The 12142-nt window shown below is 62.6% G+C and carries 16 protein-coding genes; 9 read left to right on the forward strand and 7 right to left on the reverse strand.

From position 1 onward, the window contains the following. Positions 1 to 260 precede the first annotated feature (260 nt). A complete protein-coding gene (locus tag FJ948_RS29975; RefSeq protein ID WP_140710901.1) occupies positions 261 to 1334 on the reverse strand; it encodes an alpha/beta hydrolase in 1074 nt (357 codons plus the stop codon). A 381-nt stretch (positions 1335 to 1715) separates the two neighbouring features. On the opposite strand from FJ948_RS29975, the gene ilvA reads away from it, so the two are divergent. Then, positions 1716 to 2972, forward strand: coding sequence for a threonine ammonia-lyase IlvA (gene ilvA, locus FJ948_RS29980; protein ID WP_140710903.1), 1257 nt, complete (start codon positions 1716 to 1718; stop codon positions 2970 to 2972). Continuing rightward, complete coding sequence (locus tag FJ948_RS29985; RefSeq protein ID WP_140710905.1) at positions 2969 to 3547, forward strand: DUF1697 domain-containing protein; 579 nt, start codon at positions 2969 to 2971, stop codon at positions 3545 to 3547. The genes ilvA and FJ948_RS29985 overlap by 4 nt, the downstream gene beginning before the upstream one ends. A 107-nt stretch (positions 3548 to 3654) precedes the next feature. On the opposite strand, the gene FJ948_RS29990 is transcribed toward FJ948_RS29985, so the two are convergent. Together FJ948_RS29990 and FJ948_RS29995 are read right to left on the reverse strand one after the other, a co-directional pair. Next, the gene (locus tag FJ948_RS29990; RefSeq protein ID WP_140710907.1) at positions 3655 to 3948 is read right to left on the reverse strand and encodes a DUF2218 domain-containing protein; all 294 of its coding nucleotides are present in this window, start codon (positions 3946 to 3948) and stop codon (positions 3655 to 3657) included. Positions 3949 to 4090: 142 nt separating this feature from the next. Beyond that, positions 4091 to 4531 (reverse strand): VOC family protein, encoded by a 441-nt coding sequence (locus FJ948_RS29995; protein ID WP_140710909.1) that lies wholly within the window; start codon positions 4529 to 4531, stop codon positions 4091 to 4093. Between the two features lie 218 nt (positions 4532 to 4749). Between FJ948_RS29995 and FJ948_RS30000 the strand changes: the two genes are divergently transcribed. Genes FJ948_RS30000 through FJ948_RS30010 form a run of 3 tightly spaced genes read left to right on the forward strand, consistent with a single transcriptional unit; the run spans position 4750 to position 6718 of the window. After that, positions 4750 to 5343, forward strand: a complete 594-nt coding sequence (locus FJ948_RS30000) for a cold-shock protein (protein WP_140710911.1) — start codon at positions 4750 to 4752, stop codon at positions 5341 to 5343. 24 nt (positions 5344 to 5367) lie between these two features. Beyond that, complete coding sequence (locus FJ948_RS30005) at positions 5368 to 5931, forward strand: DUF192 domain-containing protein (protein ID WP_140710913.1); 564 nt, start codon at positions 5368 to 5370, stop codon at positions 5929 to 5931. Positions 5932 to 5950: 19 nt separating this feature from the next. Next, positions 5951 to 6718 (forward strand): alpha/beta hydrolase, encoded by a 768-nt coding sequence (locus FJ948_RS30010; protein WP_140710915.1) that lies wholly within the window; start codon positions 5951 to 5953, stop codon positions 6716 to 6718. A gap of 66 nt (positions 6719 to 6784) precedes the next feature. Here FJ948_RS30010 and FJ948_RS30015 read toward each other — a convergent pair whose 3' ends face one another. Next, the gene (locus FJ948_RS30015) at positions 6785 to 7393 is read right to left on the reverse strand and encodes a hypothetical protein (RefSeq protein ID WP_140710916.1); all 609 of its coding nucleotides are present in this window, start codon (positions 7391 to 7393) and stop codon (positions 6785 to 6787) included. A gap of 133 nt (positions 7394 to 7526) precedes the next feature. Here FJ948_RS30015 and cysE point away from each other — a divergent pair, with 133 nt between their 5' ends. Beyond that, a complete protein-coding gene (gene cysE, locus FJ948_RS30020) occupies positions 7527 to 8375 on the forward strand; it encodes a serine O-acetyltransferase (protein WP_140710918.1) in 849 nt (282 codons plus the stop codon). A gap of 143 nt (positions 8376 to 8518) precedes the next feature. After that, the gene (locus tag FJ948_RS30025) at positions 8519 to 8722 is read left to right on the forward strand and encodes a DUF3126 family protein (protein WP_006200852.1); all 204 of its coding nucleotides are present in this window, start codon (positions 8519 to 8521) and stop codon (positions 8720 to 8722) included. A gap of 37 nt (positions 8723 to 8759) precedes the next feature. Here FJ948_RS30025 and FJ948_RS30030 read toward each other — a convergent pair whose 3' ends face one another. Further along, positions 8760 to 9491 (reverse strand): hypothetical protein, encoded by a 732-nt coding sequence (locus FJ948_RS30030; protein ID WP_140710920.1) that lies wholly within the window; start codon positions 9489 to 9491, stop codon positions 8760 to 8762. A 111-nt stretch (positions 9492 to 9602) separates the two neighbouring features. On the opposite strand from FJ948_RS30030, the gene FJ948_RS30035 reads away from it, so the two are divergent. Both FJ948_RS30035 and FJ948_RS30040 read left to right on the forward strand, forming a co-directional pair. Next, the gene (locus FJ948_RS30035; protein WP_140710922.1) at positions 9603 to 9938 is read left to right on the forward strand and encodes a hypothetical protein; all 336 of its coding nucleotides are present in this window, start codon (positions 9603 to 9605) and stop codon (positions 9936 to 9938) included. Between the two features lie 19 nt (positions 9939 to 9957). Next, a complete protein-coding gene (locus FJ948_RS30040) occupies positions 9958 to 10485 on the forward strand; it encodes a gamma carbonic anhydrase family protein (RefSeq protein ID WP_140710924.1) in 528 nt (175 codons plus the stop codon). 31 nt (positions 10486 to 10516) lie between these two features. On the opposite strand, the gene FJ948_RS30045 is transcribed toward FJ948_RS30040, so the two are convergent. Both FJ948_RS30045 and FJ948_RS30050 read right to left on the reverse strand, forming a co-directional pair. Further along, positions 10517 to 11083, reverse strand: coding sequence for an ankyrin repeat domain-containing protein (locus tag FJ948_RS30045; protein ID WP_181173885.1), 567 nt, complete (start codon positions 11081 to 11083; stop codon positions 10517 to 10519). Between the two features lie 78 nt (positions 11084 to 11161). Then, positions 11162 to 11914 carry an NYN domain-containing protein gene (locus FJ948_RS30050; RefSeq protein WP_140710928.1) on the reverse strand — a complete coding sequence of 251 codons (753 nt, stop codon included), beginning with the start codon at positions 11912 to 11914 and terminating at the stop codon, positions 11162 to 11164. Positions 11915 to 12142: the final 228 nt, after the last annotated feature.

Here is a 12142-nt window from a genome sequence, read left to right on the forward strand (position 1 = left end):
TATCGGATGCCGGCACGCTGACCGTCGTCTTGTTGAGCAGGTCATGCGTATTTCCAGCGCAGCCGGCGAACAGCAACGCGAAGGCGACGACACCGAAACTCTTCAAGCGCAAGGCCACGCGTCGGCTCCCGTAACGGGGGACGTCAAACGCATGACGTCGCTCAATACTCCGATAAGGCCAGAGACGGGCGCGGTCCAGTTCAAAGTGCGCCGACAGCGTGGCAAGGGCGAACGGCACGGCCAAACCCGTGGCGCGGCATCTACTGCCCGAGCAGGCTGATGCGATCGGTCACGTCCCGGTCGCTGGCGAAACCATCATCCTCGCGCAGCCGCTGGCCGATCATCTTCACCAGGGCCGGATTGTCGGCGAATTTGGTGTGATTGAAACTGTCGCTTCCCTTGACCTTGGAGAGATCGACGACCGTCACGCCGTAGGAGGCAAGGTCGGCGGCATCCTTGTAATCGCCGACACGCGGCCGCGAGCCGGCGATCAGGCCTGATAACCGCAGCGCGCGATCGTCATCCGACAACAAGAGGATGAACGGCTTGTCGGGCTTGCCGTAACGGCGCATTTGGCTCTTGAACACATCGACGTCGATGTCGGGAGAGGCCAGCACCACGTCGCCGAGCTTGCCGCCAAGATCGCGGTCGCCGCTGATGGCCATCTGGCGCAGCGTTTCCATTGTCACCCAGGTTCCCATCGAATGGGCGACAATGTCGATGCGCCGCGCGCCGGACTGCTGCAGCATTCGCAAGGTCACTTCGAGCTGGTCACGCGCGGCACTGGCACTTTCCTTGTCATAGACATAGTCGGTGGTCTTCGCGCCCGAGGCCCAGGAGAACAGCACCGGCGTCCCGGGATAGCCGGAATCATGCACGAGCTGGGTCAGGCGGTAGACGGCGTCGTCGAAGCCGGTGTTGTAGCCATGGACGAACACCATCACGCGGCCGCCGCGCGCCGCTATGTCGGCGTTGAGAGCGCTGGAGAATTTTGGTTGGGTATCGTAGCCGACGACCTCGGAAGCCATGAAGTATTTGGCCGGATCATTCGACTTGCCGCGCGAGCGCCGTTCGATCTGGCCGGTCGTGTGGATCCCCGGAACGGTGACGTTGACGCGAGCGTAGTTCAGCGTGGCCGAGCGTTCGCCGTCGAAAACCTTGTTGGGATCGTCGGATTTCTTGCGCGTCGTGGCGATGAAGATCGAATGGTTGCCCGCGATTTCCGTAACCGGCGCGGACATGACCGCGCTGCCGAGCAGTTCCTCGGTTTTACGGCCGCCACAACCCGCCACCAGCAAGGCAAGCGCTAGAATGCAAATCGTCTTCAAATGCACGTCAAAAAATTCCACTCAAGCCCAGTAAGGGCTCGTCCACCCTCCGCGATACCTCCCCAGCAGGCGAAGTGCGGCGGAAGTAAGTCATCTCCGGGCAAAATCTGGTCGGCTTCCGCCGATGGCTATCCCACTGTTGCGCGAAAGCCAAAGCCTTGGCGGCAAGGCCGCCACATCGCGGAAAGCGTTCACGAAAGTGTCCGCCGACCCGATGCGGGAAGCATGAACAAACGGCCCCAAGCGCCTGCAAACATTTCGCGAAGGCGTCGCCGCGAGCGCTGACCCAACCGGGCAATGGTCTTTGCAGGGCCGGATGTGTAATAGGCGGATGTGTAATAGGGTTGTCGTCTAACGCGCCCGCGGGCGATCCGGGATGATTTTGCCATGACCAGCTTTTCCTCGCGCGTCGCCACCGCCGCCGCCGCGATCCGTCAGATCTTTCCCGAAACCCCGCTGCAGGAAAATGACTATCTGTCCAGAAAGACCGGCGCGCGGGTGCTGTTGAAGCGCGAGGATTTGAGCCCGGTGCGATCCTACAAGATCCGCGGCGCCTTCAACTTTTTCCGAAAGGCGCTTGGCGAAGGCAACCAGGCCGAGCTGTTTGTGTGTGCCTCCGCCGGCAACCATGCGCAGGGTTTCGCCTTCGTCTGCCGCCATTTCGGCAAACGAGGCGTGGTGTTCATGCCGGTGACGACGCCGCAGCAGAAGATCGACAAGACCAGGCTGTTTGGCGGCGACTTCGTCGAGATCAAGCTGGTCGGCGATTTCTTCGACGACTGCTATCGCGCCGCCTTCGAATTCACCGAAAGCTCTGGCGCCCACATGGTGCCGCCCTTCGACCACAAGGACATCATCGAGGGGCAGGCGACGGTCGCCTATGAGATCGCGGAACAGATGCCGGGCGCGCGCATGCCCGACATCGTCATGCTGCCGGTGGGTGGCGGCGGTCTGGCTGCGGGGGTGACGCACTATTTCGCCGACCAGGGACGCGAGGCGCGGTTCGTCTTCTGCGAACCGGCCGGCGCGCCGAGCCTGCGCGACAGCCTCGCGGCGGGAAAGCGGCTGAAGCTCGCCAAGGTCGACAATTTCGTCGACGGCGCCGCGGTTGCCGAGATCGGCCGCGAACCCTTGCGCTATCTCAAGGAGTTTGCCGCCGACAGCGTGCGGCTGGTCCCGGAAAACCGGCTCTGCGCGACCATGATCGAAATGCTCAACATCGAAGGCGTGGTGCTGGAGCCGGCCGGCGCGTTGGCGATCGATGGGCTGAAGGATTTTTCCAGGAAGGAAATCAGGGGCAAGACCATCGTTGCCGTGGTCTCGGGCGGCAATTTCGACTTCGAGCGCCTGCCGGACGTCAAGGAACGGGCGCTGCGCTTCGAGGGCCTGAAGAAGTACTTCATCATCCGCTTTCCGCAGCGGCCGGGCGCGTTGCGCGACTTCCTCGAAATGCTGGGTCCTGACGACGACATCGCGCGCTTCGAATATCTGAAGAAGTCGGCGCGCAATTTCGGCTCGGTGCTGATCGGCATCGAAACCAGGGATCGCCGCAATTTCGATCTGCTCAAGGCGAATTTCGAGGCCGAGGGCGTCCAGTATCAGGACATCACCGACAACGAAACACTGGCCGGGTTCATCATATGAGCGGAAAGGTCTTCATCGCCTTGTTTTCCGGCATCAATGTCGGCGGCAACCGTATCGTCAAGATGGCGGAGTTGCGGACCTTCTTCGAGGGGCTCGGCTTTTGCGATGTCGCCACCTACGTGCAGAGCGGCAATGTCGTGTTCCGGGCCGACAAGGGCGACGCGGCCGCGCTGACGAAAAGGATCGAGGCGGCCTTCGAGGCGAAATGGGGCTTTCATTCGCGCATCATGGTGCGCGACCTCTCATGGTTCGAACGGCTGGTGCGCGAAAATCCCTATCCCGAAGCCGCCGCCGACCACACGAAGCTCCACGCCTACGCGCTGGAGCGTGAGCCGACCGCCGACGAGGCGGCGCGGCTGGCCGAGAAGTGCACAGGTCCCGAGCGTTTCGAGATCAAGGGCGACGTGCTTTACCTCAGCGCACCGGACGGGCTCGGCAAATCGGTGTTCGCCAACCTCATCCCGCGTGTTCTGAAGGTGCCGGGCACCGCGCGCAACTGGCGCTCGGTGCTGGCGCTGCTGGAGATGGCCGGTCGGGCCGGCAAGAGCTCGAGCAATTCCAGGAAAAGTCTGTAACGGTTTTCCCGGGAGAAGCGCGTAGCGCTTCCCCTTGGGAATTGGGTAAAAACAAAGAGTTAGAGCGGGTCGGCGATTCTATCGAATGCTGAACCGCTCTAGGCCTGTCAAGCCGCCGGAGCGGGCTTCCAATCGAAGGACAGTTCCTCGCGGAAGGCAAAACGCTTGATGTGGTCGGCGACGACGCTTTCCAGGCGCTCGAGCGATCCTGCTTCGTCTGTCGACACCGTGATGCGCAGCGCCGTCGCATCTGCGTCCATGACCGTGCGGCCAAGCGAGAGATCGATGGCGCCATGGTTCGGGTCGAACTCGACCGGGAATTTGTGCGCCCAATGCTTGCACAATTGCTGCAGGTAGCGGCTGGCATGTTCGGTGGCGACGTCGGCGTGGCTGGAAGGCATGATTGAATTCTCCATGGGCGCGAACCCATTCGCATGACAATGCGCCGGTGCTACGGCGCCGGCGCGACTTCAGACAGATAGGCATTGTCCGGCCGAACGCCAAAGCCGACCGGGCGCTTCCGCCCGGTCCCGGGGCAGAACCTTACCAGCTCCCGGTGTTCGCCATCGATGCCCAGGGCTCGGCCTTGGCCTTGGCCGGGCCTTTCTGCAGGAGCTCGATGGAAATACCGTCCGGCGACCGGATGAAGGCCATGTTGCCGTCGCGCGGCGGCCGGTTGATGGTGACGCCGTTGTCCATCAGATGCTGGCAAGTGGCGTAGATGTCGTCCACCTCATAGGCGAGGTGACCGAAATTGCGCCCGCCCTTGTAGTCTTCGGGATCCCAATTGTAGGTGAGTTCGACCAGCGGCGCCTTGTCGGCGATGCCGCTCTGCTCGTCTTCGGACGCCGCCAGGAAGATCAGCGTGAAGCGGCCTTGTTCGTTTTCATAGCGGCGAACTTCCTTGAGCCCGAGCTTGTTGCAGTAGAAATCGAGCGAGGCATCGACATCGGCGACGCGGACCATGGTGTGCAGATAGCGCATGTGTTTTCCTCGATCTGTTGGGTTGCGGCGCAACATAGGGTCGGCCCGGTCAAAGGGCAATCGTGAGGCGGCAAGCGGTGCCGGCAAAGAACAAATCCGGTATTCCCGCAATGAACCGTGAAAAAAGGCACGTCAGGTCTTGCACACACCGGAAGCCGCGGTGTTAATCTGGTGTCAAGAATCAGTTGCGGTGTTTCTTGAAAAAAGGGGGCATTCTTATGGGGGAAAAGGCCTCTTTGACCGGACGGGCCGGGACCCTTGCCGACGCCTTGACGCGCGACGAAGGCGGCGATGCCGACCTGGCCGAGATTGCCGGCGCCATCAAGTGGTTCGATGTGGCCAAGGGCTATGGCTTCATCCTTCCCGACGACGGTGTTTCGGGCGATATCCTCCTCCATGTGACTTGCCTTCGACGGGACGGCTTCCAGACTGCCCTGGAAGGCGCGCGCGTGGTCTGCCTTGTGAAGCAGGGCGAGCGCGGACTGCAGGCTTTCCGCGTTCTCTCCATGGATGTCACCACAGCCGTCCATCCCGCGGAAATGCAGGAACAGCGCACCCATGTCTCGGTGACGCCGGAGAGCGGGCTCGAACGCGCTTTGGTCAAATGGTTCAACCGCACCAAGGGGTTTGGCTTCCTGACGCGCGGCGAGGGCACCGAGGACATTTTCGTCCATATGGAGACCTTGCGCCGCTACGGCATTACCGAGCTTCGGCCGGGACAGGTCGTGCTTGTCCGTTTCGGCCGCGGTGACAAAGGCCTTATGGCCGCCGAAATTCACCCCGATATGGGCACCTTGCCGGTCTCGCACTAGGGCGAGCCCGGCCGAGGATTTCTTATGACACACAGGAACGTGCTGACAGCGGGCGTGATGTGCGCTGTGGCCGCCGTCATGGTCGCCGCGGCCGCATTCTTCTATTTCCAGGTACCCAGCGTGGCCGATGGCCGGGCGATGATCCTCCCCGTCGACGCTGCGCCGCTCATCGCGGTCACGAAAGGCGGCGAGCGCTCCTTCTCCGTCGAAGTCGCCGATACCGAGGCGGAGCGTGAAGCAGGCCTGATGTTTCGCGAAGAGATGGCCGCCGATCATGGCATGCTGTTCGTCTTCGACGAGACGCGCGACGTCAGTTTCTGGATGAAGAACACGCCGATGCCGCTCGACCTGATCTTTGTCGGCCAGGATGGCAGGATCCGCGCCATCAAACAGGGCGAGCCGCAGTCCGAGGCGATCGTCTCGCCCGGCGAGCCGGTTCGGTTCGTGCTCGAACTCAAGGCCGGCACCGCCGCCAGGGACGGCATAGCGGATGGCGATCTGCTGCGTCATCCGGCGATCGGCACGGCGTCGGGTCCTGGCACGCCGCCGGCCGACAAGGGCGATTCTCCGAACGTCGGTTCCGATTAAGCGCGGGGATCGCCTTCCAATGCAGTTTTTTCCCCATGACGGGTTCGATCTTGCCTTTCTCGACCGCCACCCGGCGTCGGGCGAGGGCGACCCGGTGCTCATGATCCACGGCTTCGCCTCGAGCCACTACGTCAACTGGGTGTCGCCTGGCTGGTTCAAGACGCTCAACGATGCCGGTTATCGGGCCATCGCCTTCGACAATCGCGGCCACGGCGCGTCATCCAAGAGCTATGACGAGGCCGACTATACGCCCGCGAAGATGGCTTCGGACGCGGCAGCCCTGCTCGATCACCTCGGCGTCGAGCGGGCCCATGTCATGGGCTATTCGATGGGCGCGCGCATCGCCGCGTTCCTGGCGCTGTCCGATCCGGACAAGGTGGCGACGCTGGTCTTCGGCGGCCTCGGCATCGGCATGATCGATGGCGTCGGCGATTGGGATCCGATCGCCGCCGCTCTGCTTGCCGACGACCCGGCCGCGACCACCCATGCGCGCGGCCGCTCTTTCCGCGCCTTCGCCGACCAGACCCGCAGCGATCGCCAGGCGTTGGCCGCCTGCATCGCCACGTCGCGCGAATTGCTCAGCGAGGGCGACGTCGCGCGCATCGCCCAGCCGACGCTGATCGCGGTCGGCACCACCGACGACATTGGCGGCTCGCCCGACGAGCTCGCGGCCTTGATGCCTAATGCCAGGGCGTTCCACATCGAGGGCCGTGACCATATGCTGGCGGTAGGGGACAAGACGTTCAAACAGCGGGTGCTGGAGTTCTACGCCGAAAATCCGCTTTGAGCGGGCGGCAAGGATAGGTTCGGTATTCTGATGGCCATGGCGTCGACCATCGGCGCCTTTACCTGATTATCCTCTATCCACGGTGAGCGCCTCCAGCGACCGCGCAATGTTCAGCCTTGCCTGCGGCTCGAAGCGCTGGCGGAATTCCTGTGTGTGGAAGAGATGCGGTCGCGCAAGGAAGGTCTTCAGCACCGCGCGGCGGCCGGCTCGCCACATCGGTTCCTCCACCCAGTCATATTCGCGGCGAACCGCGCGTTCATAAGCGTCGAACGCGTCCGGCGCGGCGCCCAGGATCGAAAGATCCATGTCGAGGAACAGACTGGCGTCGCGCGCCGCCGCGGCGTCATCGAACGGCGGCAACTGGTGCGCGGCGGTGGCGAGGATCATCGCGCCGATGCGCTTGAGCCGCTCGGCATCGACGCGGCCCTCGAGCTTCTCTTCGGCAAGGTCGGCACTTCGCGCCTCATTGTCCTTGGCGCGGCTGTCATAGATGGCGTCGTGGAACCAGATCGCCGCCTCGACGGCCTCGGGGTCGCCGAACTCCCCCCGATAGTCGCTGGCAAGCGCCAGCATTGCCTCGATATGCGCAAGGCCGTGATAGTGGCGGTCCCCGGCGGCATAGAGTGCCGAAAGCTCGGTTTTCAGGGCGTCGTCGATCAAGGGTTCGTTTTCCATGGCTGCTTGAATTCCCGCGAACCAAATCCATTTGACACAGCACTAAGGAAAATTGAGTTCAATCATGCTATGATCTGGCCTATATGTGCGGCCGCACAACAGGCAGACTAGCAGGACGCAGGACGAGACGTCGATGAACAGCATCAGCATTTCCCGCCACAGCGCGTTGCAGCCGGTCGATCCGATCTGGCGTTCGATCCGCGACGAAGCGATGGAAGCGGTCAACCGCGATCCCCTGCTGGCCGCCTTCCTCTATTCGACGATCCTCAACCAGGAGAGCCTGGAAGAGGCGGTCATCCACCGGATCGCGGAGCGGCTGGCGCACCAGGATATCGGTTCCGATCTCATCCGCCAGACCTTCAAGTCGATGTTGGCCGACGACAAGGACTGGCCGACCACGGTACGCGTCGACATCCAGGCCTATTATGACCGCGACCCGGCCTGCGACCGGTTCATCATGCCGGTGCTCTATTTCAAGGGCTTTCACGCCATCCAGACCCATAGGCTGGCGCATTGGCTGTGGAACCACGGCCGCAAGGATTTCGCGCTGTACCTGCAGAGCCGCTCGTCCTCGGTCTTCCAGACCGACATCAACCCGGCCGCGCGCATCGGCAAGGGAATCTTCATCGATCATGCCACCGGCCTTGTCGTCGGCGAGACGGCGGTCATCGAGGACGACGTGTCGATCCTGCACGGCGTGACGCTGGGCGGCACCGGCAAGGCCGGCGGCGACCGCCACCCCAAGATCCGCCGTGGCGTGCTGATCGGCGCCGGCGCCAAGATTCTCGGCAACATCGAGATCGGCCATTGCTCCAAGGTTGCCGCGGGATCGGTGGTTCTGTCGCCCGTGCCGCACAACAAGACGGTTGCCGGCGTGCCGGCCCGCGTGGTCGGCGAGACCGGCTGCGACCAGCCTTCGCGCCAGATGGACCAGCTTCTGCCGTCGCAGACGATGGACCAGGTGATCAGTTTCGATATCTGATTTGCAATCGCACGGCATGATCGCGATTTGCCGGGCAGCACCGCCGCTTCCGGTGCAGTAAGGCCGGCTTGCCTTTACATCGCCATTGTCGACGTGCCAGAAGCGCCGTTCAAACGAGCAAGCCCGATGATCGGAGAAGACTGTTGAAGCCGGACGAAATCAGAAAGCTGGACGCCTATTTCAAGCGCGTCTTCCAGAACCCGAAGCTTGAGGTCAAGGCACGGCCGCGCAAGGAAGATTCGGCCGAAGTCTATGTCGGCGACGAGTTCCTCGGCATCGTCTTCAAGGACGAGGACGACGGCGACTACAACTTCTCGATGGCGATCCTCGACATCGATCTGGCCTGAGCCACGGTCTCAAAGGCAGGCCGCGTCGAGCGGCCTGTCAATGTCCTGTCTTGAGGATACGCCCCGCCTCGGCCGTGATGGCGGCGTCGAGCGTCTGCCAGTCGCCAAGGAATTCCCTTGGGAAGCGATAGGTAAGGCTGAGATCATCCCCGACATGGATGTCCCGCTCGCAAGGCGCCAGCGATTCGCCGGCGCTCGGCCCGCTGAGGCAGCGGGCCACGAAAGGGTCCTTGCCCGCGCGCTTGCCGACGACCAGCACCTCGTTCAGGTAGCCTGATTTCTCATTGAACGCGTAGACCGTGGTGCCGCCGGGGCCGGGAATGCCGGGCTGGACGATCAGTGCGCTGTAGATCGGCCCGAACCGGCCGCTCATGTCGCGCGACATCATCTGCTGCTCGAAGGACAGGAAGATGATGTTCCTGTTGGCCCCGGCGTTATTGAAATCGTCGCGCGACGCCTCGCTGTAGCCGTCCATCTGGGGATAGCGCAGATAAAGGTCGAGACGCGAAGCGATGCCGTCGCGCCGGGCCTGCTCGAAACGAATGAAATTGGCCGGCACGGTCACGACGTTTTTGCCGATTACCACCGCGCGTGTGGTCGCGTCGTCGGTATATCCGGCCATGGCTATGGAACGGCCGAACCATTTGCCGCCAAGGCTGATCGCTATCGACAGCAAGGCAAGTGCGGCGAACGCGTAGAACACCCGCTTCATCAGCTTGGAATCGACCACGGTCAGTTCCGGGCCGTCGGCGGTCGCTGCCTGCTTCATCTCGGTCCTCGTCCCACCGCCCGCTGTCCCTCGGCGGCACACTTCGCACGGCACGGCTCTTGCAGCCTTCTTGAAACGACTGTGCGATTTCATGGTAAATGGAGGGTTAATATGGCCCAGATGGAACTCTTGTTGTTCGCCTTTGTCGTCGGCCTGACGGTTTGCGGCCTGGCGGGCTCGACAATGGAGTTGGTATCGGGCCGCAAGGTCGCCTTCGCCGAGCCCTATGTGTCGCCCTCACATCTGGTGCGCTCGCTGGCCGTCACGGCCGGCGCCGGGCCGTTCATGCTGGTCAACGAAGCCCTTGACGCCCGGCGCCAGCACCGCATCTCGACAGCGGCGCTCTTGTCATGCGGCTGCACCGCCATTGCCTGGTCCCTGGCGCTGGGCGTGGTCGTGCTTGCCATTGCTTCATGGGCGGTCCGTCTCCTAGGGTTTCCAGCCTGAGACGATTCGGAGACCGACAATGCCGCTCTATGCGATCGATGGAACGGAGCCCAGCTTCGCCGATGCCGACACGAACTGGATCGCGCCCGATGCCACGCTGATCGGCGACATCAGGATCGGCCGCAATGCCGGCTTCTGGTTCGGCGTCGTTATCAGGGGCGACAATGAGCCGATCGTCATCGGCGCCGATACCAACGTCCAGGAACACACGGTCATGCACACCGATCCCGGTTTTCCCTTGACCATCGGGCAGGGCTGCACGATCGGCCACCGTGTCATCCTGCATGGCTGCACGATCGGCGACAACAGCCTGATCGGCATGGGCGCCGTCGTGTTGAACGGCGCCAGGATCGGCAGGAATTCACTCGTCGGCGCCGGCGCACTGGTCACCGAAGGCAAGGAATTCCCGGACAATTCGCTGATCGTCGGCTCGCCGGCCAAGGCGATCAGGGTGCTGGACGACGCGGCGGTCGAGCGGCTGCGTGGCTCGGCCGCGCATTACATCGCCAACGGCAAGCGCTTCAAAGCGGGGCTGGAGAAGGTCTGAGGTCCCGGCCGGCGCATGGCTTCGGCACCGCCTATCGATCCCGGTTGCCGGTTGCGCGCTCGGCAATGGCTGCCCGCAGCAGCGACGCGCCAACCTCGAACCCTGCGATGTCTGCCTCTTCAAGCGCTGTCGTGTAGTGGTCGATACGGGTCCTCAAGGTGGGATCCGCGCCGGCGGCGAGAAGCAGGCGGATCGCCTCGGCGTCGCGCATCGCCACGCCGTAGTGAAGCGGCGTCCAATCGTTGACGCCGCGCATGTTCGCATCGGCGCCGTGATCGATGAGGATGTGGATGATGTCGAACTTGTCCGCCCGCTCGGTGGACAGCGCCGCGATGATCGATGGAAATCCGGCATGATCGTCATAGTTCGGGCTCGATCCGGCCTCGAGCAGCGTTGCGATGAAGGCGGGAGGGCTCCAGTAGATCGCGTATTCCAGCGGATGGCCAAGACCGAGTTCGAAAGGCATGCGCTCGTCGAACCAGCGGGGCGAACCGCCCAGGGCGGTGCCGAGGGCCTCGAAGTCACCAGCCTTGAAGGCATCATCCATCGCCTTGAACAGACGATGGCGTTCGCATCGATCTTCCGGGATTTCCAGCATGGCAGTACCCAAATCGTGCGGGATTGCAAACGATACCGCCGCTGCGAAACCACACATGCAGAGGCGTTCCGATCAAGTTCACCTCGACTTGTTTTTCCCTTTTTTCGCAGCGGCGGTGTTGATGCGTATTCGCATGGCCCCACCGCTGGCCTTGTCGATTTCGAAAGCAGCGGTCTCCCGCACCAGATCGCTCAGCTTCCCGAAACCGTAGGTGCGGGGATCGAAATCCGAAAAGAGATTCAAGAGCTGCTTTCCAAAGTTACTCAGGGACACCCAGCCATCCTCGCTGTCCATCTGACTGATCACTTTCCTGAGGATTGGTGTCGCGGCGTTGGGCGACTGAAGCGGCTTCGCCGCCGGTGCGGCATCTTGGACGCTCATTGCGCCACGCAGGAGGTTTTCAGTGTAGATGAAACGGCGGCATGCCTGTCGAAAGCTCTCGGGGGTTTTCCGCTCGCCGAAGCCGAACACATCGACGCCCTGTTCGCGGATGCGGGCAGCAAGCCTCGTGAAGTCGCTGTCGGACGAAACCAGACAGAAGCCGTCAAAGCGACTGCTATGGAGAAGATCCATGGCGTCGATCACCAGAGTGATATCAGACGCATTCTTGCCGACGGTATAGGCGAACTGTTGCTGCGGTATGATGGCGTGTTTCGACAGGATGTCCGCCCATCCCTTCGATCGGGTGCTCGAGAAGTCGCCGTAAATTCGACGAACGCTAGCCTCGCCTATCTTGGCGATCTCCTCGAACAGACCGTCGGCGATCTTGGCGGAGGCGTTGTCGGCATCGATAAGAACGGCAAGGCGTGGTGATCGAGGTTCGGTCGGCATGCGGCACCTTCGGTGACTAGCGCGCTGTCGACGTTCGCCAGCTTGGCGAGCGTATCTGATGCGGAGAACATCGGAAATATACCCGCCAACGAACCGACAGTCGAGAATCAAGCGGCATTCCGGAAGCAAGGGGGCACGGAAGCCGACTTAGGTGCCTGCGTTATCCGGCGTGTAATCGCCCCGGAAATGGCGGAGCCGGCCCGGGGACGGGGCCGGCTCCTTTGACCC

It is taken from the genome of Mesorhizobium sp. B2-3-12 (genome assembly GCF_006442205.1).
GTDB lineage: Bacteria > Pseudomonadota > Alphaproteobacteria > Rhizobiales > Rhizobiaceae > Mesorhizobium.

Excerpts from the sequence above, each read along its gene's own strand:
- FJ948_RS30035 (WP_140710922.1), top strand. The coding sequence starts at position 9,603 with ATGGCCCAGATGGAACTCTTGTTGTTCGCCTTTGTCGTCGGCCTGACG.
- cysE (WP_140710918.1), top strand. The coding sequence starts at position 7,527 with ATGAACAGCATCAGCATTTCCCGCCACAGCGCGTTGCAGCCGGTCGAT.
- FJ948_RS30040 (WP_140710924.1), top strand. The coding sequence starts at position 9,958 with ATGCCGCTCTATGCGATCGATGGAACGGAGCCCAGCTTCGCCGATGCC.
- FJ948_RS29985 (WP_140710905.1), top strand. The coding sequence starts at position 2,969 with ATGAGCGGAAAGGTCTTCATCGCCTTGTTTTCCGGCATCAATGTCGGC.
- FJ948_RS30050 (WP_140710928.1), bottom strand. The coding sequence starts at position 11,914 with ATGCCGACCGAACCTCGATCACCACGCCTTGCCGTTCTTATCGATGCC.
- FJ948_RS30005 (WP_140710913.1), top strand. The coding sequence starts at position 5,368 with ATGACACACAGGAACGTGCTGACAGCGGGCGTGATGTGCGCTGTGGCC.
- FJ948_RS30030 (WP_140710920.1), bottom strand. The coding sequence starts at position 9,491 with ATGAAGCAGGCAGCGACCGCCGACGGCCCGGAACTGACCGTGGTCGAT.
- ilvA (WP_140710903.1), top strand. The coding sequence starts at position 1,716 with ATGACCAGCTTTTCCTCGCGCGTCGCCACCGCCGCCGCCGCGATCCGT.
- FJ948_RS29990 (WP_140710907.1), bottom strand. The coding sequence starts at position 3,948 with ATGCCTTCCAGCCACGCCGACGTCGCCACCGAACATGCCAGCCGCTAC.
- FJ948_RS30045 (WP_181173885.1), bottom strand. The coding sequence starts at position 11,083 with ATGCTGGAAATCCCGGAAGATCGATGCGAACGCCATCGTCTGTTCAAG.
- FJ948_RS30015 (WP_140710916.1), bottom strand. The coding sequence starts at position 7,393 with ATGGAAAACGAACCCTTGATCGACGACGCCCTGAAAACCGAGCTTTCG.
- FJ948_RS29995 (WP_140710909.1), bottom strand. The coding sequence starts at position 4,531 with ATGCGCTATCTGCACACCATGGTCCGCGTCGCCGATGTCGATGCCTCG.
- FJ948_RS30000 (WP_140710911.1), top strand. The coding sequence starts at position 4,750 with ATGGGGGAAAAGGCCTCTTTGACCGGACGGGCCGGGACCCTTGCCGAC.
- FJ948_RS30010 (WP_140710915.1), top strand. The coding sequence starts at position 5,951 with ATGCAGTTTTTTCCCCATGACGGGTTCGATCTTGCCTTTCTCGACCGC.